15 protein-coding genes are annotated in these 21,893 nt (G+C 64.7%); 8 read left to right on the top strand and 7 right to left on the bottom strand.

Annotated elements, in window-relative coordinates:
• Position 1: 1 nt before the first annotated feature.
• From BN1188_RS06405 to BN1188_RS06390, 4 genes are read left to right on the top strand one after another with little or no spacing between them, the layout of a single operon-like run.
• Positions 2-1,309, top strand: a complete 1,308-nt coding sequence (locus BN1188_RS06405; RefSeq protein ID WP_040261370.1) for an MdtA/MuxA family multidrug efflux RND transporter periplasmic adaptor subunit — start codon at positions 2-4, stop codon at positions 1,307-1,309.
• Positions 1,306-4,494: an efflux RND transporter permease subunit gene (locus tag BN1188_RS06400; RefSeq protein ID WP_040260618.1), complete on the top strand. Its 3,189-nt coding sequence runs from the start codon at positions 1,306-1,308 to the stop codon at positions 4,492-4,494. The genes BN1188_RS06405 and BN1188_RS06400 overlap by 4 nt, the downstream gene beginning before the upstream one ends.
• The gene (locus BN1188_RS06395) at positions 4,491-7,598 is read left to right on the top strand and encodes an efflux RND transporter permease subunit (protein ID WP_040260617.1); all 3,108 of its coding nucleotides are present in this window, start codon (positions 4,491-4,493) and stop codon (positions 7,596-7,598) included. The genes BN1188_RS06400 and BN1188_RS06395 overlap by 4 nt, the downstream gene beginning before the upstream one ends.
• Complete coding sequence (locus BN1188_RS06390) at positions 7,595-9,040, top strand: efflux transporter outer membrane subunit (protein ID WP_052469178.1); 1,446 nt, start codon at positions 7,595-7,597, stop codon at positions 9,038-9,040. Before BN1188_RS06395 ends, BN1188_RS06390 begins: the two co-directional genes overlap by 4 nt.
• 68 nt (positions 9,041-9,108) lie before the next feature.
• Here BN1188_RS06390 and BN1188_RS06385 read toward each other — a convergent pair whose 3' ends face one another.
• The 4 genes from BN1188_RS06385 to BN1188_RS06370 form a co-directional block, all read right to left on the bottom strand.
• A complete protein-coding gene (locus tag BN1188_RS06385; protein ID WP_040260616.1) occupies positions 9,109-9,441 on the bottom strand; it encodes a hypothetical protein in 333 nt (110 codons plus the stop codon).
• 103 nt (positions 9,442-9,544) lie between these two features.
• A complete protein-coding gene (locus BN1188_RS06380; protein WP_040260615.1) occupies positions 9,545-10,954 on the bottom strand; it encodes an efflux transporter outer membrane subunit in 1,410 nt (469 codons plus the stop codon).
• Complete coding sequence (locus BN1188_RS06375; RefSeq protein ID WP_040260614.1) at positions 10,951-11,982, bottom strand: HlyD family secretion protein; 1,032 nt, start codon at positions 11,980-11,982, stop codon at positions 10,951-10,953. The genes BN1188_RS06380 and BN1188_RS06375 overlap by 4 nt, the downstream gene beginning before the upstream one ends.
• A complete protein-coding gene (locus tag BN1188_RS06370) occupies positions 11,979-13,478 on the bottom strand; it encodes an MFS transporter (protein ID WP_040260613.1) in 1,500 nt (499 codons plus the stop codon). Before BN1188_RS06370 ends, BN1188_RS06375 begins: the two co-directional genes overlap by 4 nt.
• A 100-nt stretch (positions 13,479-13,578) precedes the next feature.
• Here BN1188_RS06370 and BN1188_RS06365 point away from each other — a divergent pair, with 100 nt between their 5' ends.
• From BN1188_RS06365 to BN1188_RS06360, 3 genes are all read left to right on the top strand, one after another.
• A complete protein-coding gene (locus tag BN1188_RS06365) occupies positions 13,579-14,322 on the top strand; it encodes an IclR family transcriptional regulator (RefSeq protein ID WP_040260612.1) in 744 nt (247 codons plus the stop codon).
• A gap of 136 nt (positions 14,323-14,458) precedes the next feature.
• Positions 14,459-14,590, top strand: coding sequence for a hypothetical protein (locus tag BN1188_RS22090; RefSeq protein WP_267904435.1), 132 nt, complete (start codon positions 14,459-14,461; stop codon positions 14,588-14,590).
• Between the two features lie 9 nt (positions 14,591-14,599).
• Entirely contained in the window at positions 14,600-16,882 is a 2,283-nt protein-coding gene (locus BN1188_RS06360; RefSeq protein WP_040260611.1) for an Orn/Lys/Arg family decarboxylase, read from the top strand.
• A 47-nt stretch (positions 16,883-16,929) separates the two neighbouring features.
• On the opposite strand, the gene BN1188_RS06355 is transcribed toward BN1188_RS06360, so the two are convergent.
• The 3 genes from BN1188_RS06355 to BN1188_RS21485 all read right to left on the bottom strand — a co-directional run bounded on the left by BN1188_RS06355 (position 16,930) and on the right by BN1188_RS21485 (position 19,588).
• Complete coding sequence (locus tag BN1188_RS06355; RefSeq protein WP_040260610.1) at positions 16,930-18,081, bottom strand: acyl-CoA dehydrogenase family protein; 1,152 nt, start codon at positions 18,079-18,081, stop codon at positions 16,930-16,932.
• A gap of 41 nt (positions 18,082-18,122) precedes the next feature.
• Positions 18,123-19,202, bottom strand: a complete 1,080-nt coding sequence (locus BN1188_RS06350) for an enoyl-CoA hydratase/isomerase family protein (RefSeq protein WP_040260609.1) — start codon at positions 19,200-19,202, stop codon at positions 18,123-18,125.
• A 221-nt stretch (positions 19,203-19,423) separates the two neighbouring features.
• Positions 19,424-19,588 carry a hypothetical protein gene (locus tag BN1188_RS21485; RefSeq protein WP_157395806.1) on the bottom strand — a complete coding sequence of 55 codons (165 nt, stop codon included), beginning with the start codon at positions 19,586-19,588 and terminating at the stop codon, positions 19,424-19,426.
• A 274-nt stretch (positions 19,589-19,862) separates the two neighbouring features.
• On the opposite strand from BN1188_RS21485, the gene BN1188_RS06345 reads away from it, so the two are divergent.
• Complete coding sequence (locus BN1188_RS06345) at positions 19,863-21,884, top strand: alpha-1,4-glucan--maltose-1-phosphate maltosyltransferase (RefSeq protein ID WP_040260608.1); 2,022 nt, start codon at positions 19,863-19,865, stop codon at positions 21,882-21,884.
• The last annotated feature ends 9 nt before the right edge of the window (positions 21,885-21,893 follow it).

Raw genomic sequence — 21,893 nt, 5'->3', positions numbered from 1 at the left:
CATGGTCGATCGTTCGCATAAATCCCGTTCCCCACTGTTTAGTCGTGGGGCAATCGCTGTCGTACTCCTGGTCGCCATTGGCGCTGCGGCCTGGTACTGGACGCACCGCGGCGCCAACAAGGGCGCTACCGGCGAGCCGGCAGCGGCCAACGGGCAGAGCCATGCGCGCCGGCCGGGCGCCAACCCCATGCGCCCGGGTTGGGGCGATGCTGGCGGGCCCACTCCGGTGCGGGTGGAGGAGGTAGTGCTGGGGGATTTCCCGGTTTACCTGAAGGCCCTGGGTACGGTGACCGCATTGAACACGGTCAACGTTCGCCCCCGGGTGGCCGGCGAGCTGGTCAAGGTGAGTTTCCGCGAGGGCCAGGCCGTCAAGGCCGGTGATCTGCTGGCGCAGATCGACCCGCGCAGCTACCGCATCGCCCTGGAGCAGGCCCAGGGGACCTTGGGCGAAAACCAGGCCCAGCTCAGGAACGCCCAGGTCGATCTGAAGCGCTATCGTGAGCTCTTCGCCCAGGATTCCATCGCCCGGCAGACCCTCGACACTCAGGAAGCCCTGGTCGCCCAGTACCAGGCGACCGTCAAGACCAACACCGCGGCCGTTGAAGACGCGCGTCTGAATCTGCAGTTCACCGATATCCGCGCCCCCATTTCCGGTCGGGTCGGCCTGCGCCAGCTCGACGCGGGCAACCTGCTGTCCGCCAATGACACCACGGCGGTAGCGGTGGTGACCCAGACCCAACCGATCAGCGTGGCCTTCACCCTGCCGGAAACCCAGATCGACCCTGTGCTGGCCCAGTATCGCCAGGGACGCAGCCTGGTGGTCGAAGCCTGGGACCGCGCCGACCGCGAGCAGGTGGCGCAGGGCGTACTCGCCAGTCCCGACAACCAGATCGACACGGCCACCGGTACGCTGAAGTTCAAGGCGCGCTTCGAGAACCGGGATGAGCGTCTGTTCCCCAACCAGTTCGTCAACGTGCGCCTGCTGGTGGATACGCTCCGCCAAGCCGTGCTGGCCCCCGCCCCGGCGATCCAGTTCGGCGCCGAGGGCACCTTCGTCTATGTGCTCGAAGGCGCGAGCAAGGTTCGGGTGCGGCAGGTGAAGGTGGGCCCCAGCGACGGGCAGCGCACGGTTATCGAAAGCGGGCTCGCCCAGGGCGATCGCATCGTGCTCGAGGGCACCGATCGCCTGCGCGATGGTGGTGAGGTGGAAGTGGTCAAGGACAACCGCGCCTTGCCGTCCGGCGCCGGCGAGCAACTGCAAGGCACCCCGGCCAGCGAAGTCGCGCCTGGCGCCAAGGCTGGCGCATGAACCTGTCGCGGCTGTTCATCCTTCGCCCGGTCGCCACCACCCTAAGCATGCTGGCGATCGTGCTGGCCGGCCTCATCGGCTGGCGGCTGATGCCCGTCTCGGCATTGCCCCAGGTGGACTACCCCACCATAAGGGTGATGACTCTTTACCCCGGAGCAAGCCCGCAGGTGATGACCAGCGCCGTGACCGCGCCCCTGGAACGTCAGTTCGGCCAGATGCCCGGCCTGGCCCAGATGACCTCCACCAGCTCCGGCGGCGCCTCGGTGATTACCTTGAGGTTCAGCCTGGCCCTGGACATGGACGTGGCCGAACAGGAAGTGCAGGCCGCCATCAACGCGGCCAACAACCTGTTGCCCAACGACTTGCCCGCGCCCCCGGTGTACAACAAGGTGAACCCGGCCGATACGCCGGTGCTGACCATCGCCATCAGTTCCAAGACCCTGCCCCTGCCCAAGGTGAACGACCTGGTGGACACCCGGATGGCCCAGAAGATCGCGCAGATCGGCGGCGTCGGCATGGTCAGCATCGCCGGCGGCCAGCGCCATGCGGTGCGCATCAAGGTCAACCCCCAGGCATTGGCAGCGGCGGGCCTGAACCTGGCGGACGTGCGCAGCCTGATCGGCGCCTCCAACGTCAACCAGCCCAAGGGCAACTTCGATGGCCCCACCCGGGTGTCGATGCTCGATGCCAACGACCAGCTACGCTCCCCTGAGGAATACGCCAACCTTATTCTTACCTACAAGAATGGCGCGCCCCTGCGCCTGCGCGATGTGGCCGAGATCGTCGACGGTGCCGAGAACGAGCGCCTGGCTGCCTGGGCCAACCGAAGCCAGGCTGTGCTGCTCAATGTCCAGCGCCAGCCGGGCGCCAACGTGATCGAGGTGGTGGACAGGGTCAAGGCCGTGCTGCCTGGCCTGACCGCCAGCATGCCAGCCGGGCTGGACGTGACCATCCTGAGCGATCGCACCCAGACCATCCGGGCCTCGGTGCGCGATGTGCAGAAGGAGTTGCTCTTCGCCATTGCCCTGGTGGTGATGGTCACCTTCCTGTTCTTGCGGCGGCTGAGCGCGACCCTGATTCCTTCCATCACTGTTCCGCTGTCGCTGATCGGTACCTTCGGCGTCATGTACCTGGCCGGCTTTTCGGTCAACAACCTAACGCTCATGGCGCTGACCATCGCCACGGGGTTCGTGGTCGACGACGCCATCGTGATGCTGGAGAACATCGCCCGCCATATAGAAGAAGGTCAGACGCCATTCCAGGCGGCCATCCAGGGCGCCCGGCAAATCGGCTTCACCCTCATTTCGCTGACCTTCTCCCTGATCGCGGTGCTCATTCCGCTGCTGTTCATGGGAGATGTGGTCGGCCGTCTGTTCCGGGAATTCGCCATTACCCTGGCAGTGGCCATCCTGATTTCCCTGGTGGTGTCCCTGACCCTGACGCCCATGATGTGCGCCCGGATGCTCAAGCGCGAGCCGGCCGAAACCGAGCAGTCTCGCTTCTACCGCGCCAGCGGCGCCTGGCTGGACTGGCTGGTGGCGCGCTATTCAACAGGGCTGGGCTGGGTGCTGCGTCACCAGCCGCTGACCCTGCTGGTGGCGGTGGCGACCCTGGCGTTGACAGTGGTGATGTACCTGTTGGTGCCCAAGGGCTTCTTCCCCGTGCAAGACACCGGCTTCATCCAGGCGGTGTCCGAGGCACCCCAGGCGGTGTCCTTCCAGGCCATGAGTGAACGCCAGCAGGCGCTGGCCGAGATCATCCTGCGCGACCCCGCCGTGGAAAGCCTGTCATCGTACATTGGCGTGGATGGCGACAATGCCACCCTCAACAGCGGCCGCTTGCTGATCAACCTCAAGCCCCACGGGCAACGTGACCTGAGCGCCGCCGAGGTGATCGACCGCCTGCAACCCCAGGTGGATCATCTGGTAGGGGTGCGTTTGTTCATGCAGCCGGTCCAGGACCTGACCATCGAGGACAGGGTCAGCCGTACCCAGTACCAGTTCAGCCTGGCCTCGCCAGACGGGGAACTGCTGGCAGAATGGTCCGGCAGGCTGGTCGATGCCCTGCGCCAGCGCCCGGAGTTGCGCGACGTGGCCAGTGACCTTCAGGACAAAGGCCTGCAGGTGTACCTGGATATCGACCGCGATGCGGCCATGCGCCTGGGGGTGAAGGTTACAGATATCACCAACGCGCTCTATGACGCTTTCGGCCAGCGGCAGATTTCGACCATCTATACCCAGGCCAACCAGTACCGGGTGGTGTTGCAGTCCGCGGACGGCGGGCGCATCGGCCCCCAGGCGCTGGAGCAGTTGTATGTGAAGGTCAGCGCCGCCGGCTCGACCAGCAGCGACAGCGGTACCTCGCTGAGCAGCGGTACCGGGTCGGCGGCCAACGGCAGCACCGATGACACTGCGATCACCGCGGCTACCCAGGTACGTCTGTCCAGCCTGGCGCGGATCGAGCAACGCCAGGCCCAGCTGGCCATTTCGCACCTGGGCCAGTTCCCGGCCGTCACCCTGTCCTTCAACCTCGGCGAAGGCGTAGCGCTCGGCGAGGCGGTAAAGGTGATCGAGCAGGTGCAGCAGGACATCGGCATGCCGCTGGGCGTGCAGACGTCGTTCCAGGGCGCGGCGGCGGCTTTTCAGGCCTCTTTGTCAAGTACCCTGCTGCTGGTGCTGGCGGCCGTGGTTACCATGTATATCGTGCTTGGCGTGCTGTATGAGAGCTACATCCACCCCATCACCATTCTCTCGACCCTGCCTTCGGCAGCGGTGGGGGCGCTGCTTGCATTGCTGCTCAGCGGCAAGGACCTGGGCATGATCGCCATCATCGGGATCATCCTGCTCATCGGGATCGTCAAGAAGAACGCCATCATGATGATCGACTTTGCCCTTGAAGCCGAGCGAGGCCGAGGCCTGGCGCCCGAAGCCGCTATCTACGAAGCCGCCTTGCTGCGCTTCCGTCCGATCCTGATGACCACCCTGGCCGCGCTCTTCGGCGCCTTGCCATTGATGTTCGCCAGCGGCTCTGGCGCCGAGCTGCGCCAGCCCCTGGGGCTAGTGATGGTAGGCGGCCTGTTGGTCAGCCAGTTGCTGACTCTGTTCACTACCCCGGTCATCTACCTGTGGTTCGACCGTGTGAGCCGCCGCTTCGCCCGCCAAGCACCGGCCCGGGTACAAGCATGAACCTCTCAGGCCCGTTCATCCGGCGACCGGTAGCGACCATGCTGTTGAGCCTGGCGATCATGCTCCTGGGCGGGATCAGCTTCGGCCAGTTGGCGGTGGCCCCGTTGCCGCAGATGGACTTTCCGGTGATCGTGGTCAGTGCCAACCTGGCCGGGGCCAGCCCGGAAGTCATGGCCTCGTCGGTCGCCACGCCACTGGAGCGCGCCTTCGGCGCCATCGCCGGGGTGACCAGCATGAACAGCCGTTCCAGCCAGGGCTCGACACGAGTGATTCTGCAGTTCGAGCAGGGGCGGGACATCAACGGCGCGGCCAGGGAAGTGCAGGCGGCCATCAACGCCTCCCGCAACCTGTTGCCCAGCGGCATGAAAAGCATGCCTACCTACAGGAAGATCAACCCGTCCCAGGCGCCGGTCATGGTGCTGGCGCTGACCTCGCCCTACCTGGATAAAGGACGCCTGTATGACCTGGCTTCGACCATTCTCTCTCCGACCCTGGCCCAGGTCAGCGGGGTGGGGGAGGTGCAGATCGGCGGCAGCTCGCTGCCGGCGGTGCGCATCGAGCTGGAGCCGGCCCGGCTGAACCAGTACGGTATCGCCCTGGATGACGTGCGCAGCGCCATCGATGGCGCCAATGTGCGCCAACCCAAGGGCTTCGTCGAGGACGCCCAGCATGCCTGGCAGGTCCAGGCCAATGACCAGCTGGAGCAGGCCAAGGACTATCGACCACTGATCATCCGTCAGCAGGATGGGGCCATCCTGCGCCTGGGCGATGTGGCCAAGGTCAGCGACGCCGTGGAGGACCGTTACAACAGCGGATTCTATAACCGCCAGGACGCCGTGCTGCTGGTGATCAATCGGCAGGCCGGAGCCAACATCATCGAGACGGTGGAAGCCATCAAGGGGCATCTGCCGGCCTTGCGCTCGCTGCTGCCGGCCAACGTGGCACTGGACGTGGCCATGGACCGCACCACGGTGATCAAGGCTACGCTGCACGAGGCCGAGCAGACCCTTCTGGTCGCGGTAGTGCTGGTGGTGCTGGTGGTGTTCCTGTTCTTGGCCAATGCCCGGGCGGCGCTGATTCCTACCCTGGCGGTGCCGGTGTCGCTGATCGGTACCTTCGCGGTGATGTACCTGTATGGCTTTTCCCTGAACAACCTGTCGCTCATGGCGCTGATTCTCGCCACCGGCCTGGTGGTGGACGATGCGATCGTGGTACTGGAAAACATCGCCCGGCATATCGACGATGGCGTGGCGCCGGTCGAGGCTGCCTACCGGGGCGCCCGCGAAGTAGGCTTCACCCTCCTGGCCATGAACCTGTCATTGGTAACCGTTTTCCTGTCGATCCTGTTCATGGGCGGAATTATTCAGAACCTGTTCCGGGAGTTTTCCATCACGCTCGCGGCCGCGGTGCTGGTGTCCCTGCTGGTTTCGCTCACGCTCACTCCCATGCTGTGCTCGCGGTGGCTCAAGGCCCGGCAGCCCGGCCAGCCCAACCGCCTGGAGCGTTGGAGCGAGGCGGCCAATCAGCGGTTGATGGCCGGATACGACCGCACCCTCGGCTGGGTGCTACGCCACCCGGTACTGACGCTCCTGTCGCTGCTGGCGACCATCGTGCTCAACGTGGCGCTCTACGTTGTGGTGCCCAAGACCTTCATGCCGCAACAGGATACCGGCCAACTGATGGGCTACATCCGAGGCGACGATGGGCTGTCCTTCACCGTCATGCAGCCCAAGATGCATCAGTTCCGCGACGCCATCCTGGCCGACCCGGCGGTGGCCAGCGTGGCAGCAACCCTGGGCGGCAACAACGGCACCAACAACGCGACCATCCTGGTGCGGCTCAAGCCCCTGGCCGAGCGCAAGGTGTCGGCCCAGCAGGTGATCGAGCGGCTACGTCGCAGCGTGCCGAAAATCCCTGGCGGCCGCCTGATGCTGTTCGCGGACCAGGACCTGCAATTCGGCGGCGCCCGGGACAACGCCAGCTCCCAGTATCAGTACGTGATCCAGAGCGGCGATCTGGCTACCTTGCGGACCTGGTTCCCCAAGGTGGTCGCCCTGTTCCGTGGCCTGCCCGAACTGGCCGCCATCGATGCCCGGGATGGCGCCGGCACCGCGCAGGTCACCCTGGTGGTGGATCGCGACCAGGCCAAGCGCCTGGGGGTGGATATGGATACCGTGATGACCGTACTGAACAACGCCTACAGCCAGCGGCAGATTTCCACCATCTACGACACCCTCAACCAGTACCAGGTGGTCATGGAGGTGGACCCTCGCTATGCCCAGGACCCGATCACCCTGGACCAGGTCCAGGTGATCACCTCCTCCGGCAAGCGAATCCCGCTGGCCAGCATTGCACGCTACGAGAACAGCCTGGCCGACGATACCGTCAGCCACGATGGCCAGTTCGCCTCCGAGGCCATTTCCTTCGACCTGGCGCCGGGCGTGCCCTTGGACCGGGCCACCGCCGCCATCGAGCGTGGCCTGGCGGGCCTGGGCATCCCCGATGCGTTGATCGTCAAGGCCGGTGGCAACGCCAACGCCTTCATGGATGCCCAGAAGAGCCAGCCGTGGATGATCCTGGGCGCGCTGGTGGGCGTCTATCTGATCCTGGGGATTCTTTATGAAAGCTACATCCATCCGCTGACCATTCTCTCTACACTGCCCTCGGCAGGCGTGGGGGCGTTGTTGGCGATTTACCTGACCGGGGGGGAGTTCAGCCTGATATCGCTGCTTGGGCTGTTCCTGTTGATCGGGGTGGTCAAGAAAAATGCCATCCTGATGATCGACCTGGCCCTGCAGTTGGAGCGAGAGCGGGCCCTGCCACCACTGGAGTCGATCCGTCAGGCATGCCTGCTGCGCCTGCGCCCCATTCTGATGACGACCCTGGCCGCGGTGCTGGGCGCGCTGCCCTTGTTGCTTGGCACGGGAGATGGCGCCGAGATGCGCCGGCCCCTGGGGCTAGCGATCATCGGCGGATTGCTGTTGAGCCAGATTCTGACCCTCTATACCACCCCTGTGGTGTACCTCGCCCTGGACCGCCTGCGCCATCGCTATAACCGCTGGCGCGGCGTGCGTACCGATGCCGCCTTGGAAACCTCCCTATGACCCTGCCGCCCCTGTATCGCGTTTCCCGCCTGGCTTTAAAGCCCTTGCTGCTGGCCTGCTGCGCTGGCTGGCTGGCCGGTTGCGCGGTGGGCCCCGACTACCAGCGCCCGGCCGTGGCCACCCCGGTGCAATTCAAGCAGGCCGAGGGATGGCGTCAGGCAGCGCCCGCCGATGAGCTCGAGCGCGGGCAGTGGTGGGCGCTGTACCGGGACGCCCAGCTCGATGCGCTGGTCGCCCGCCTCGATGCCGGTAACCAGACGGTAGCCCAATACGAAGCCCAGTACCGCCAGGCCCAGGCTTTGGTGCGAAGCGCCCGGGGCGCCTTCTTCCCCAGCCTGGGCCTCAACGTGGGCAAGACCCGGGCCGCCCAGGGCAGTGGCAGCAGCGGCTCGAGCCTGAGCAATGCCAGCAGCGGCATTCGCGATACCTATAACGCCCAACTTGGCGTGAGCTGGGAAGCCGACCTCTGGGGCAAGCTGCGCCGTGGGTTGGAAGCCGATACCGCCAACGCTGGGGCAAGCCAGGCGGACCTGGCCGCCATGCGCCTGAGCCTGCAGTCCCAGTTGGTGCAGAATTACTTACAGCTGCGGGTGCTCGATGCGCAGAAGCGACTGTTGCAGGCCACGGTCGACACCTATCGCCGCTCGCTGACCCTGACGGAGAATCAATACCGGGCCGGCGTGGCAGGCAGCGATGCCATTGCCCAGGCGCGCACCCAGCTAAAGACCACCGAGGCCGAGCTGGTCGACCTTCAGTGGCAGCGCGCTCAGCTGGAGAACGCCATTGCCGTACTGGTAGGGGTACCGCCGGCGGATTTCAGCCTGGCGGAAGCTGCCGACGTACCGGCGCTGCCGGCCGTGCCGGTGCAGGTGCCTTCCCATTGGCTGGAGCGGCGCCCGGACATCGCCGCGGCGGAGCGTACCGTGATCGCCGCCAACGCCCAGATCGGCGTGGCCAAGGCTGCCTATTACCCGGATTTCACCCTGAGCCTCAGCGGTGGCTACAGTTCGAGCACCTCAGCGCGCTGGCTCAGCCTGCCGAACCGCTACTGGTCGGTGGGGCCGCAACTGGCCTTGACCCTGTTCGATGGCGGACAACGCTCGGCCGAGGTGCAGCGCACCGAAGCGGCCTATGACCAGACCGTGGCCCAGTATCGGCAAACGGTTCTCGATGGCATGCGCGAGGTGGAGGACTACCTCAGCCAACTGAAGGTGTATGAGGATGAAGCGCTGCTCAGGGATGAGGCGCTGGCCGCGGCGCGGGAATCGTTGCGTCTGACCACCAATCAATACCGGGCCGGCCTGATCGGTTACCTGGATGTGGTCAATGTCCAGGCCACCGCGCTGAGCAATGAGCGCAACGTGCTGGACCTACTGCAGAATCGGCTGGTGGCCAGCGTCAACCTGATCGTGGCGCTGGGCGGGGGCTGGCGCCCTGAGTGAAGGGTAGGCAAACGAAAGCCGGCGGCTGCACGAGGCAGCGAGCCGGCTGAGTGACCTGCGGCCAAGGGTTAGCCTCCCGAGCCGCCACCGCCGGAGCCACCGCCGGAGCCGCCCGCGCCGCTGCCACCGCCACTGGAGCCGCCGCCGTCACCCGCGCCGCCACCATCCGCGCCACCGCCTGTGCCATTGCTCATGCCGCCGGTGCCTGTTCCCGGGGTGCCGGGGGTGCTTTGGCCCATGCCAGCGGCATCGTGGCCGTTGCCACCACCGGTAGTGGAGGGGTTGGTGGTGTTACCGCTCGAAGGCGGGGTGGTGGTGGTCGATTCCGCCGCGACGGCGCCCACCGAGGCCACGCCCAGCAGGCTGGCGAAGACCAGGCCAGCAATCTTGTTCATGTTCATGGGTAAATCTCCGAAGGTGGGGATTACCTTTCATTGGTGTCGCGGCTGCGCTGTAGGTGCCAGGGCGGCGACGGACGGTCCGCCCGCCGCTGCGCTGGCTCTTCTACACAGGACCTGGCGTTGGCCAGCCGCCACCAAGCGCTTTATACAGGCGCACTCGGTCAAGGGCACTCTGGGTTGCGCTAGAGACATGGGCGCTTTGGGTATCCAGCAGGGCGCGCTGCACGTTGAGCACGTTGAGGAAATCGATGGCGCCTTCACGATAACGCTGGCGCGCGGCCGCCAGGGCCAGGTCGTTCTGGTGCACCGCTTCGGCCAGGGCCTGCTGATGGCGCTGTTCGGCGGCGTAGTCGCTCAGTGCGTCATCGACCTCATGCCAGGCATTGAGCACGGTACGCCTATAGTCCAGGGCGGCCGCTTGCTGCTGGTGCTCGCGCAGGGCCAGGGTTCCGCTCAGGCGACCGCCTTGGAACAAGGGCAGGTACAGGCTCGGGCCGTAGGACCAGTCGCGGGCGCCCCAGCTGTCCAGCTGGCTACCTTCCAGCGCCTCGGCACCGAAGCGGGCGCCAAGGGTCACCCGAGGATAGAAGTCGGCCTGGGCTACCCCGACCGCCGCGGTGGAGCGGTGCAGGGCCGCCTCGCTGCGCAGGATGTCCGGGCGGCGGCGCGCCAGCTCCGACGGTAGACCCAACGGGGCCTCGTCCTCGGCTCGAGGCAGCGGCCGCGCAGCGATAAGCTCCTCGCGCAAGGCCCTGGGCGCCAGGCCAAGCAGCGCGCTCAAGGCATTGATCAGACGGGCCTGCTCGGCTTCGAGCACGGGCAGGCGAGCGCTTACCGTGGCCACCTGGGCGGCGGCGTTGGCCACATCCAGTTGAGTGGTCACCCCATTGTCGAAGCGCGCCTGGGTCAACTGCTGGCTTTGCCGCGCGATCTCCAGGTTTTGGCGGGTTACCGCCAGTTGCGCCTGTACCCCACGCAGTTGCAGATAGTCGCTGGCAGTCTCAGCGGCGAGGCTGAGCAACAGGCCATCGCGCTCGGCGCGGCTGATCTGCACCTGTGCGTCGGCAGCCTCTACCTCACGGCGTACCCGGCCCCAAAGGTCCAATTCCCAACTGGCATCGGCGGCCAGGCTCCACATTTCGAACGGTGCCTTGCCTTCGCGCCCGGAAGGGTCGCTCAGGCCTTCGCCACTGTTGCGCTCGCGGGCATAACTTCCAGTGGCCGCCAGGGATGGAAGCTGATCCCCGCTGCTGATAGCCAGTAGCAGACGGCTCTGCTCCAGGCGATTGGCGGCGATCCGGGCATCCAGGTTGGCGCCGGCGGCGCGCTCTACCAGGCTCGCCAGTTGCGGATCGCCCAGGCGCTGCCACCATTGGCTGTCCAGCGTACCCGGGCTGGTACCAGCTTCCCACTGCTCGGGCAACTCGGGTTGCGGTGGCTGAAAGTCTGGCCCGACGCTGCAGCCCGCCAGCATGGCGGCCAATAGCAGGAGAGCCGGGATGCGGCGGCTCATTGGCCACCTCCGCTGACATCCACATCCACCACCACCGACATGCCCACCCGCAGATGCTGTAGAGCGTCCTGGTTATCATCGAAACGAATCTTGACAGGGATACGCTGCACCACCTTGGTGAAATTGCCGGTGGCATTGTCCGGGGCGATAGCAGAGAAGCTCAGCCCGGTGGCTGGTGCCAGGCTTTCCAGATGGCCATGGAAGGGCACATCCGGATGGCTGTCTACCCGGATGCTCACCGGCTGGTCGGCGGTCATGCGGGCCAGCTGGGTTTCCCGGAAGTTGGCGACGACGTAGAGATCATCCACAGGTACCACCGCCATCAGCGGTGTGCCCAGCGCCACGTAGGCGCCGACACGGGCCGAACGCTGGCCGATCATGCCGTCCTGGGGCGCGACTATGCGCGTCCAGGAGAGGTTCAGGTCGGCCTGACGCAGCTCGGCACGGGCGCTGTCCAGGGTCGCCTGGGCCATTTCACGCTGCGCCTTGAGCACGTCCAGGCTACGCGCAGCCGCGACCTGGGCGGCAGCGTCGCGCTCCCGGGCGGCTTGGGCCCCGAGCAGCTCAGCCTCCGAGCGCTGACGCTCCTGTTGAGTTCCCGCGCCGCTATTGGACAGGTTCAGGTAACGCTGGGCATTGGCCTGGGCGTATTTCAAAGACGCCTCGGTCGCACGCAGGGTAGCGCCGGCTTGAGTAATGATAGCCGCCTGGCGCTGGATGCCCGCTTCCAGGTTTTTCAGCTCGGCCAGCGCTCCGGCGACCTTGGCCTGGGCCGCGGCCTGGGCGGCGAGGAACTCGCTGTCGTCCAGCCGGGCCAGGAGCTGGCCTGCCTTGACTTTCTGGTTGTCCTGCACGGCCACTTCGACGATCTGCCCAGCCAGGCGCGGCGCCACCAGCACCGAGTCGGCACGGATGTAGGCGTCGTCAGTGCGTTCTAGGTCACCGGTGGCAGTCAGGCGCCAGCCAGCGTAGGCGACACAGGCTACGATGGCCAGAAAAGCGAGGAGCAGGGCGGTTCTATGTTTCATGGCGTTACCGGGGGTTGCGGTGGATAGGCGCGCACGGGCAGCAGCCAAAGGATCAGCGCCAGCCCGAGGGCAATGGCGACCAGGGCGAGCCAGGCATCGGCGAAGGTTAAGGTGAAAGCTTGCTGGCGTACGCGTTCGGCCAATCCGGCCAGGTCCGCCTGGGGTAACTGGGGCGCGCGCAGGGCCACCTGGTCAAGCAGGTGATTGGAATGCATGTGCTCCCGATGGGTGACGAAGTTCTCCAGTGCCACGCCGGCCAGCACCGAGGCCAGCCCGCGCAGGCTGTTCACCATGGCGGAAGCGAAGGGCCCCTCCAGTGGATGGATCACACCGGTGGCGAGCATCAGCAGGGGCACGACCACCATGGGTTGGCCGAAGGTATGCAGCAACTGCAGGGCGTAGAAATCGTCGCGGATCCAGACACCGGTGACCTGTGAGGCCAACACGGTTGCGCTGGTCAGCAGGGCCAGACCCAGGGCAATGACGTAGCGGGCGTCGACCCAGTTGCGATTGATGACGAAAGCTACCAGCGGGGCGACCACCAGTTGGGGAAGCGCGACGGTCATTGCCAGGGGCATGGTTTGCAGCGGTCGATAACCCTGGACCGTGGCCAGGTAGGCCGAAGGGAGGGCGCTACCGGCCAGGCCGAGGAACATGAACAGCATCAGCGTGGCGATGCCGAACGCGAAATTGCGCCGGGCGAGCAACTGCAGCTTGAACAAAGGCAAAGGGTGAAACCACTCATTGAGCACGAACAGCGGCAAGCACACCGCGGCGCTCAGCAGCAGGCCGGCCACCAGCGGAGAGGCGAACCAGTCCAGGCGTTCGCCCTGGGTCAGGCCAATGACCAGCGAACCCAAGCCAGCGACGCCCAGCAGGGCGCCACGCCAGTCGAACTGGCGCCAGCGCTCCAGGCGCAGCGGGTCTTGCGGCAGGCCATAGGCGATGAGCGCGCCACCGACCAGACAGGACGGGACGATCTGCCACATCAGTAAACGCCAGTCAGCGTTCTCGCTCCACAGCGCCGCCAGAGGCAGCGCCAGGTTTGGCCCGAAGGTGGCGGTCAGCGCATAGGCGGAGAGGCCATACAGTTTGATGTGCCAAGGGAGAAAACGCAGGGCCGCGGTCATCAGCAGGGGTGGCAGGGCGCCGCCCGCCACACCCTGGAGCACCCGCAGCAGTAACAAGCTGGACAGGTTCGGGGCCAGGGGCACAAGCATCCCCAGCAAGCCGAAAGCCAAGGTGGCTGTCACGGCGAAGCGGCGCAGGGAGAATGTCACCGCGAACCAGGGCGCCAGGAGCATGGCGCACACCTCGGCGGCGGCATACAGCGACGTGAACCAGCTTCCTTCGTCATGACCGAGGCCGTAGGCTCCGAGCAGGTCCGCCAGGGCGATATCGGTGACACGGTCGTTGATGCCCGAGGTCAGGGCGGCGATCAGAACGCCCACCAGGCCCAGGGCGAGTCGGGGCTGGAGGGTGGGGCTTGCAGTCACGGAACGTCCTTTACAAATGAACCGGCTTTGCAAAGAAACCGGCAGGTAGCATCAAATTTCGGTACAGTGTACCGTTCAGCAATACAGGGAGCAAATAGCGATGAGTCTTTCCGACGCAGAGCGCGGCGGTATCCAGGTAATTTCCCGCGCAGCGGCGATTCTGCGCTGTCTGGAAGCCGAGCCTCAGGGCCTGAGCCTTGGCGCCATCGCCAAGCGAATCGAGCTGCCTCGCTCGACGGTGCAACGACTGGTCGACGCTTTGGCCGTGGAACAGCTGGTGGAGATCGGTGCCGGCGCGGGGGTTCGCCTGGGCCCGGCGTTGATGCGCCTGGCCACGCGCAGCCATTTCGACCTGACGGCCCGGGCCCGCCCGCACCTTGAGGCCTTGTCTCAGCGCACCGGGGAGACGGCCGTGCTGGCCCATGCCAGCGGCTTGGAACTCATGATCCTGCACTGTGTGGTCTCGAGTCAGGAGCTGCGGGTGGCACCTGGTGTCAACAGCCTGTTGAGCATTTATGCCACCTCCTGCGGCAAGGTCATCCTGGCGCAGATGCCCGAGCGCAGCGTGCGCGAGTTACTGGAAGGCAAGATGCGTCAGCTCACCCCCAATACCCGGACCCTGGCGCAGTTGCTCGAAGAACTCGAGGACGTCCGCGCTCAGGGTTTTTCCTGTGATTATGAGGAGCACATGCCTGGAGTAGGGGCCATGGCGGTAGCACTCGCCACGGCCCAGGGAGTGTATGGACTGAGTCTGGTGGGCCCCGCGGCCCGCATCCGTGCTCAGGAAGCGGCGCACAAGGTGGCCTTGCTCGACTGCCAGGCTGCGATCACGCAAGGGTTGTAGGAACCCGCGAAGCGAGCGGTGCCAGGCCTGTCGATGAGTCCTACCCAAAGCCACTGCGACAAATCACCCCTCATCCTGCCCTTTTCACCAGCGACAACTAAGCTGACCCGGACAATTCCTTTGCAGGGGAGTCGCCATGACTACCACCAAGAAGATGGGCGTGGTGCAGCTTACGCTCTTGACGGCCGTGAACATGCTGGGCTCAGGCATCGTCATGTTGGAAGCAGGCATGCCTTCGCGCCATACCCATAGTGTCCCCAGGATCTAAGGAGCTTCCATGTACGAAAGCAAACACAAGTTGGGGATGCTGGCCCTGCTGGTCAGCAGCGCGCCGGACAAGCGCACCGTGTTCGGCCGGGCGTTGAATCAGCTGATCGCAGGCGTGGAGGAGCGCAGTATCAGTGTCTTGCTGTCCGAGGTACTGGAAGATGCCCGCGCGATCATCCGCACGGACCCGGCCATCCAGTGCCTGCTGCTGAACTGGGGCATCGACGACAGCGAAGGCAACCAACGCTGCATCGAACTGCTCAAGGACCTGAGGGAGCGCAACACCCGCGTGCCGGTTTTCCTGATCAGCGATCGCAGCACCGCGACCAACATTCCGCTGATCGTGATGCAACACGCTGATGATTTCATCTGGTTGCCCGAAGACACCAGCGCCTTTTTGAGTGGGCGCATACTGGCAGCCATCGAGCACTATCGACAAGCGGTGCTGCCGCCGATGTTCAGCGCGTTGCTGCGCTTCTCCCGTGAATACGAATACTCCTGGCATACCCCGGGTCACGCCGGCGGCACGGCGTTCCTCAAGAGCACGGCCGGGCGCGCTTTCTACGAATACTTCGGGGAAAACCTGCTGCGCTCGGACCTGTCGATTTCCGTCGGCGAGCTCGGTTCGCTGCTGGACCACAGTGGGCCGATCGGGCAGGGGGAGCGTTACGCGGCCAAGGTGTTCGGGGCCCACCGCACCTATTACGTGACCAACGGGTCGTCCATGTCCAACCGGGTGATCCTCATGGCCAGCGTGACCCGGGACCAGGTCGCTTTGTGCGATCGTAACTGCCACAAGTCGGCCGAGCATGCGATGACCCTGTCCGGGGCGATCCCTACCTACCTGCTGCCCATCCGCAACCGCTACGGCATCATCGGGCCCATTCCCGCCGCGGCGCTGACGCCGGAGGCGGTCAAGGCCTCCATCGCCAACAACCCGCTGGTATGCGAAGGGCTGGACCCGACTCCGGTGCACGCCATCATCACCAATTCAACCTACGACGGGCTGTGCTACAACGTCGCCCGGGTCGAGGACCTGCTCGGCCGCAGCGTAGACCGACTGCATTTCGACGAAGCCTGGTACGGCTACGCGCGCTTCAACCCGCTGTACCGGGAGCGCTTCGCCATGCATGGCGAGCCGGACCCCGCGGACGAGAGCCGGCCTACGGTATTCGCTACCCAGTCCACCCACAAACTGCTCGCAGCGTTGTCCCAGGCGTCGATGATCCATGTTCGCGATGGTCGCAATGCCATCAGTCATGGGCGCTTCAACGAATCCTTCATGATGCATGCGTCCACCTCGCCCAACTATGCGGTGCTGGCCTCCTGTGATGTGAGCGCGGCCATGATGGAGGCGCCAAGCGGTCAGATTCTCACCAACGAATCCATCGAGGAGGCGATCGCGTTCCGTCAGGTGATCAGCCGGATGCATGCTGATTTCGCCAGCCGGGGGGAATGGTTCTTCACCTGCTGGCAGCCCGAGCAGGTGGAGACAGAGGGCGGCCCCGTGCCCTTCTACGCGGCCGAGCCTGCCCAGCTCAAGAGCGACCCCCGACATTGGGTGTTGCGACCCAACGAGGCCTGGCACGGCTTCGGAGATCTTGAAGATGGCTATTGCATGCTGGACCCGATCAAGGTCTCAGTGCTGACGCCGGGCATGAGCGAGGCGGGGACCTTGGAAGCGTTCGGGATACCGGCGTATGTCCTGACCGCCTACTTGAGCCAGCAGGGCATAGTGGTGGAAAAAACCACGGACTTTACCTTGCTGTTCCTGTTTTCCATCGGTATCACGAAGGGCAAATGGGGCACGCTGGTCAATGCTCTGCTCGACTTCAAGAAGGATTTCGACCAGAACATGGCCCTGGAGAGCTGCCTGCCAGAATTCGTCCAGAGCGCCGAGCGCTACCGCAGCATGGGTTTGCGGGATTTGTGCGAGGAGATCTTCACGGCCATGACCGGCTTCGGCACTACCGCCGCCATGGCCAGGGCCTTCAGCCAACTGCCCCGGGCCGAGCATAGCCCCGTGGAGGCCTACGAGAAGCTTGTGCGCAATGAAGTGGAGTTGCTGACGCTGGAAGAGGCAGCAGGCCGTACGGCGGCCACCGGGATCGTGCCCTATCCGCCTGGCATTCCTCTGATCATGCCCGGGGAGAACCTGGGAGCGCTGGACGGGCCCTTCCTTGAATACCTGATGGCCCTGCAAGCCTTCGACCGGGCGTTTCCTGCGTTCGCCCATGACACCCATGGCATCGAAGTCCAGGAGGGTGTCTACCGCTTGCTGTGCCTCAAGTGAGCGCCTGGCTCAGGTCTGCCGCCCCCTCCGGGGCGGCAGAGGACCGCTCAGAGCCCGTTACGCACCAGCTCCCTGGCAATCAGCATGCGCTGGATCTCGCTGGAGCCCTCGTAGATCTGTGTAATGCGAGCATCGCGGTAGTATTTCTCTACCGGGTAGTCTTCCAGGTAACCGTATCCGCCGTGTACCTGTATGGCCTTGGAGCAGACCCACTCGGCCATCTCCGAGGCGAACAGCTTGGCCTGGGAGGCTTCGGACAGGCAGGGCAGGCCGGCGCTGCGCAGGCGGGCCGCATGCAGTACGAGCAGCCGCGCGGCATTGACCCGGGTGTGCATGTCCGCCAGCAGGTTGGCCACGCTCTGGTGCTCGGCGATAGGCTGGCCGAATTGCACCCGTTCACGGGCATAATCCAGCGCGGCTTCCAGGGCGGCCCGAGCTACGCCCACTGCCTGGGCGGCGATGCCGATTCTTCCGCCTTCCAGGTTCGACAAAGCGATGCTCAGGCCCTTGCCTTGCTCGCCCAGCAGGTTCGCCACTGGCACCCGGCAATCGCTCAGGGTAATGGCGCAAGTGTCGGAGGCGCGGATACCCAGCTTGTGTTCGCTGCGATCCACCACAAAACCGGGCGTGGATGTGGGTACCAGGAAGGCGGAAAGGCCTTTCTTGCCCAGCAGCGGGTCGGTGACGGCGAAGACGATGGCCAGTTCGGCCCTGCGCCCGTTGGTGACGAACTGCTTGGCACCGTTGAGTACCCACTCATCACCCTGGCGTTCGGCGCGAGTGCGCAGGTTATGGGCTTCGGAACCGGCATGGGGCTCGGTCAGGCAGAAACAGCCGATGGCCTGGCCGCTGGCCAGGCGAGGCAGCCAGGCATCCTGCTGGGCCGAAGTGCCGAACTTGAGGATCGGGCCGCAACCCACCGAATTGTGCACGCTCATCATGGCGCCCACGGCGGCGTCGGCGGCGGAGATCTCTTCGACGGCCAGCGCGTAGGCGACGTAGTCCAGGTAGCTGCCGCCCCATTGCTCGGGCACCACCATGCCGAGCAGGCCCAGCTCGCCCATCTGGGCCACCACGCTGTCGTCGATCCAGCCGGCCTGTTCCCAGGCCTGGGCATGAGGCGCGATCTGCCCTTGGGCAAACTGCCGCGCCATGTCCCGGAACATTACCTGCTCTTCGCTCAGCTCGAGGTCTTGCATCGTCCACTCCTTTGAAGACCTCAGCGCCGGAGGCGACGAGGCTAGAGGCCTTCGAACAGTTCTTGTAATTGTCGTGGGCCGGGGGCAGGTTTCCACCGCGGCCGTTTGTCCTTGTCTACCAGCATGGCGCGTACCCCTTCAAGCAGGTCGCCACGCTCGAACCATTGGTTGGCCAGGTGCAGTTCCATCTGGAAGCAGCGCTCCAGATTCAACTGCCGACCGAACAGGATGATTTCGCGGGTGACCGCCATCGCCAAGGGCGAACGCGAAGCCATTTCATCGGCGGTGCGCAACGCCCAGTCGCGGCTGTCGGCCACGTTCACCTGACGTAGCTGCTCAATAGTGCTGGATACCTCCGGTTGGTTGAAAAAATGATCGATGGCCGGCCGCAGTCGGTCCAGGGGCGGCTCGGGCAGCACCTGGGCACCCAGTTTGGCAAGGATGTTCTGAATGTCCTTGAGCGGCATGGGTGACCAGTCGGTGCGGTCCAGTCGCTCCTCGAACTGGGCCAGGCGGTCGTGTTCCACGTACCAGTCCGCCAAGCCGCAATACAGGGCGTCGGCGGCCTGCAGCCGCGCGCCGGTGATTCCCAGGTAGAGACCGATAGCCCCAGGCAGCCGGGAAAGAAAATAAGTCGCGCCCACATCCGGGAAAAACCCGATAGCCGTTTCAGGCATGCCCAGCCAACTGCGTTCGGTGACCACGCGTAGCTCCGCCGCCTGCGCCAGGCCCATGCCACCGCCAAGGGTGAAGCCGTCCATCAAGGCCACTACCGGCTTGCGGTAAAGGTGCAGCAGCAGGTCAAGCTGGTACTCCTCCCTGAAGAAGTTCTTATGCACGGTGTCGTGGCGTTTGTGGCTATCACAAAGGGCCCGGACATCGCCGCCGGCGCAGAAGCCTTTTTCACCCGCTCCGCGTAATACCACTGCAAGCACTTCGGGATCGTCAGCCCACTCGGTCAGACACCGGTGCAATTCGCGCACCATGCTCAAGGTCAACGCGTTGACCCCGGCGGGACGGTTCAGCGTGAGGTAACCCACGCGGTTGCGTACCTGGCTTAGTATCAGGTCATTGAACAGTTCGGCTTCCTGGCCGCGTGCGGAAATAGCCTGTGCAGACATTCGCATAGTCCCTGCTTATTGTTGATGCGGGCCCGCAAAGCATGCCATGACTGGGATGAGGGCATCCTGACAGCCACGACCCTGGGCTTCAACGGGCATCCATGCAGCCTTGGCCTGCGTTTTTGCCAAGACTGGGCCAAACAGTTGGTCAACCTTATCAGACAGGATCCCACTGCCTTGGTTCGGCCTGTCTTCAGCCCAGCATAGGCGGGATGCGACGGCTACGCTTTTTCCGCTGGCGCTTCGCTGGGTGGGTCGCCAATGGCCGGGGCCTGGCCGGGCAGCCCAGGGCTGGGCGTGGGGTCTTGCGAGGGCGTTTCCGGCAGTGCCGGATCGTCGATGTTCGGGTCCGGGATATCCAAGGGTTCAGGAACTGGCAAAGACATGGCGACGCTCCTATGGCATGGGTGAGGTACATAAGAAGACCCTGGCATCGCTTAAAGGCTCCCATCAGTTCAACGGCACTGCCTAGGACACCTTCGCGCCGTCCTGGGCCAGGCCGGAGCGTTCATGAGGCCTCCTTTACAACTTGAACTTTCATTTGGCGCCAGCCTCCGAATTCAAAGGTCGCGGTCAGCGAGTGTCAGCAGCCGCGTCTAGACTGCACATCCTCCACACGGCGCCCGCCGGGGCGCCCCCCAAGGTAGGGAGCGAAGCTCGATGACGGTGGAACAAACCTTTGAAACAGGACCAGGCGCCCCCCAGGCCGAATCTTCGGAACATCGTTTGAATGTCGCCGAGGCACTCCTGTTGCCTCGCATCGCGATCGAAGACGTGTCGCCGATACTCGACGGCGGCGCCTGGGCGATCAAGTCTCTGCCAGGGCGTACGCTGACTGTCGATGCCAAGGTGTTCACCGATGGCCACGATAAACTGGCAGTGCTGTTGCGCTGGCATCGGGTCGGCAGTGAAGACTGGCAGAGCCAAGACATGCGCGAGCTTGGCAACGACAGCTGGCAGGCCGAGGTTACCTTTGACGAGGTCGGTCGGCATGCGTTCGTCATCGAGGCCTGGCGAGACGAATACGCCAGCTATCGCTATGAGCTGGAAAAGAAATACGCGGCCGGCGTGAACATCGATCTGGAACTGGAAGAGGGCCGCTTGCACCTGGCCCACGCCGTGGGCCGCAGCGAGGGTGAGCTGCGCCAGCGCTTGCAGCAGGTACATGACCAACTGGCCGGGCTGGATCGCGACGCACGGGTGCGGCTGCTGCTTGAGCCCGCTACCGCTCGCGACATGCGCGAGGCGGACAACCGCCCGTTCCTCAGCCGCAGCCCGGAGTACCCCGTAGAGGTGGAGCGCAAGCTGGCCGAATTCGCCAGCTGGTACGAGCTGTTCCCCAGGTCGATCACCGATGACCCGAAACGCCATGGCACCTTCAACGATGTGCACACTCGGCTGCCGATGATTCGCGACATGGGCTTCGACGTTCTCTATTTCACGCCCATTCACCCTATTGGCCGGGCCCACCGCAAGGGCCGCAACAATTCCCTGGAAGCCGGCCCAGACGATGTCGGCAGCCCCTATGCCATCGGCAGCCCGGAGGGTGGCCATGAGGCCATCCACCCGCAACTGGGCACTCGTGAGGATTTCCGCCGTCTGGTGAAAGCGGCCGCGGACCATGGCCTGGAGATCGCCCTGGACTTCGCCGTCCAGTGCTCTCAGGACCACCCCTGGCTCAAGCAGCATCCGGGCTGGTTCTCCTGGCGGCCGGACGGCACCATCCGCTACGCGGAAAACCCGCCGAAGAAATACCAGGACATCGTCAATGTGGACTTCTATGCCGCCGAGGCTGTGCCGTCGCTCTGGCTGGAGCTGTGCGAGATCGTCTGGGGCTGGGTCCAGGAAGGCGTGAAGATCTTCCGGGTGGACAACCCCCATACCAAGCCCTTGCCGTTCTGGCAGTGGCTGATCGAGGAAATACGCAGTCGAGACCCGGACGTGATGTTCCTCGCCGAGGCCTTTACCAAGCCGGCCATGATGGCCCGCCTGGGCAAGGTGGGCTATAGCCAGAGCTACACTTATTTCACCTGGCGCAATACCAAGGCCGAGCTGGCGAAGTATTTCACCGAGTTGAACCAGCCGCCGTGGTCCCTGTGCTACCGGCCGAACTTTTTCGTCAACACGCCGGACATCAACCCGTTCTTCCTGCATGAAAGCGGCCGTCCCGGCTTCCTTATTCGCGCCGCCCTGGCCACCATGGGGTCCGGCCTGTGGGGTATGTACTCAGGCTTCGAGCTCTGCGAATCGGCGCCCATCCCTGGCAAGGAAGAATACCTGGATTCCGAAAAGTACGAGATTCGAGTACGGGACTTCACCCAGCCAGGGAACATCATCGCCGAGATTGCCCAGCTCAACCGCATCCGGCGCCAGAACCCGGCCTTGCAAACCCATCTGGGCGTACAGTTCTACAACGCCTGGAACGACAACATCCTGTACTTCGGCAAGCGCACCCCCGACAAGAGCAATTTCATCCTGGTCGCCGTGAACCTGGACCCGCATAACGCTCAGGAAGCGCATTTCGAACTGCCGTTGTGGGAGCTGGGGCTGGATGACAATGCGGCGGTCATGGGTGAAGACCTGATGACCGGGCACCACTGGACCTGGTACGGGAAAAACCAATTCACTCGCCTGGAGCCGCATATGCCATTCGGGATCTGGCGCTTGAAAAAAGCCAACTGACGGACGCAT

Origin of the sequence: Pseudomonas massiliensis (genome assembly GCF_000826105.1) — a bacterium.
GTDB classification, from domain to species: Bacteria; Pseudomonadota; Gammaproteobacteria; order Pseudomonadales; family Pseudomonadaceae; genus Aquipseudomonas; species Aquipseudomonas massiliensis.
The sequence above is the reverse complement of the archived record's forward strand: the minus strand, read 5'-3'. Positions and strand labels throughout refer to the sequence as shown.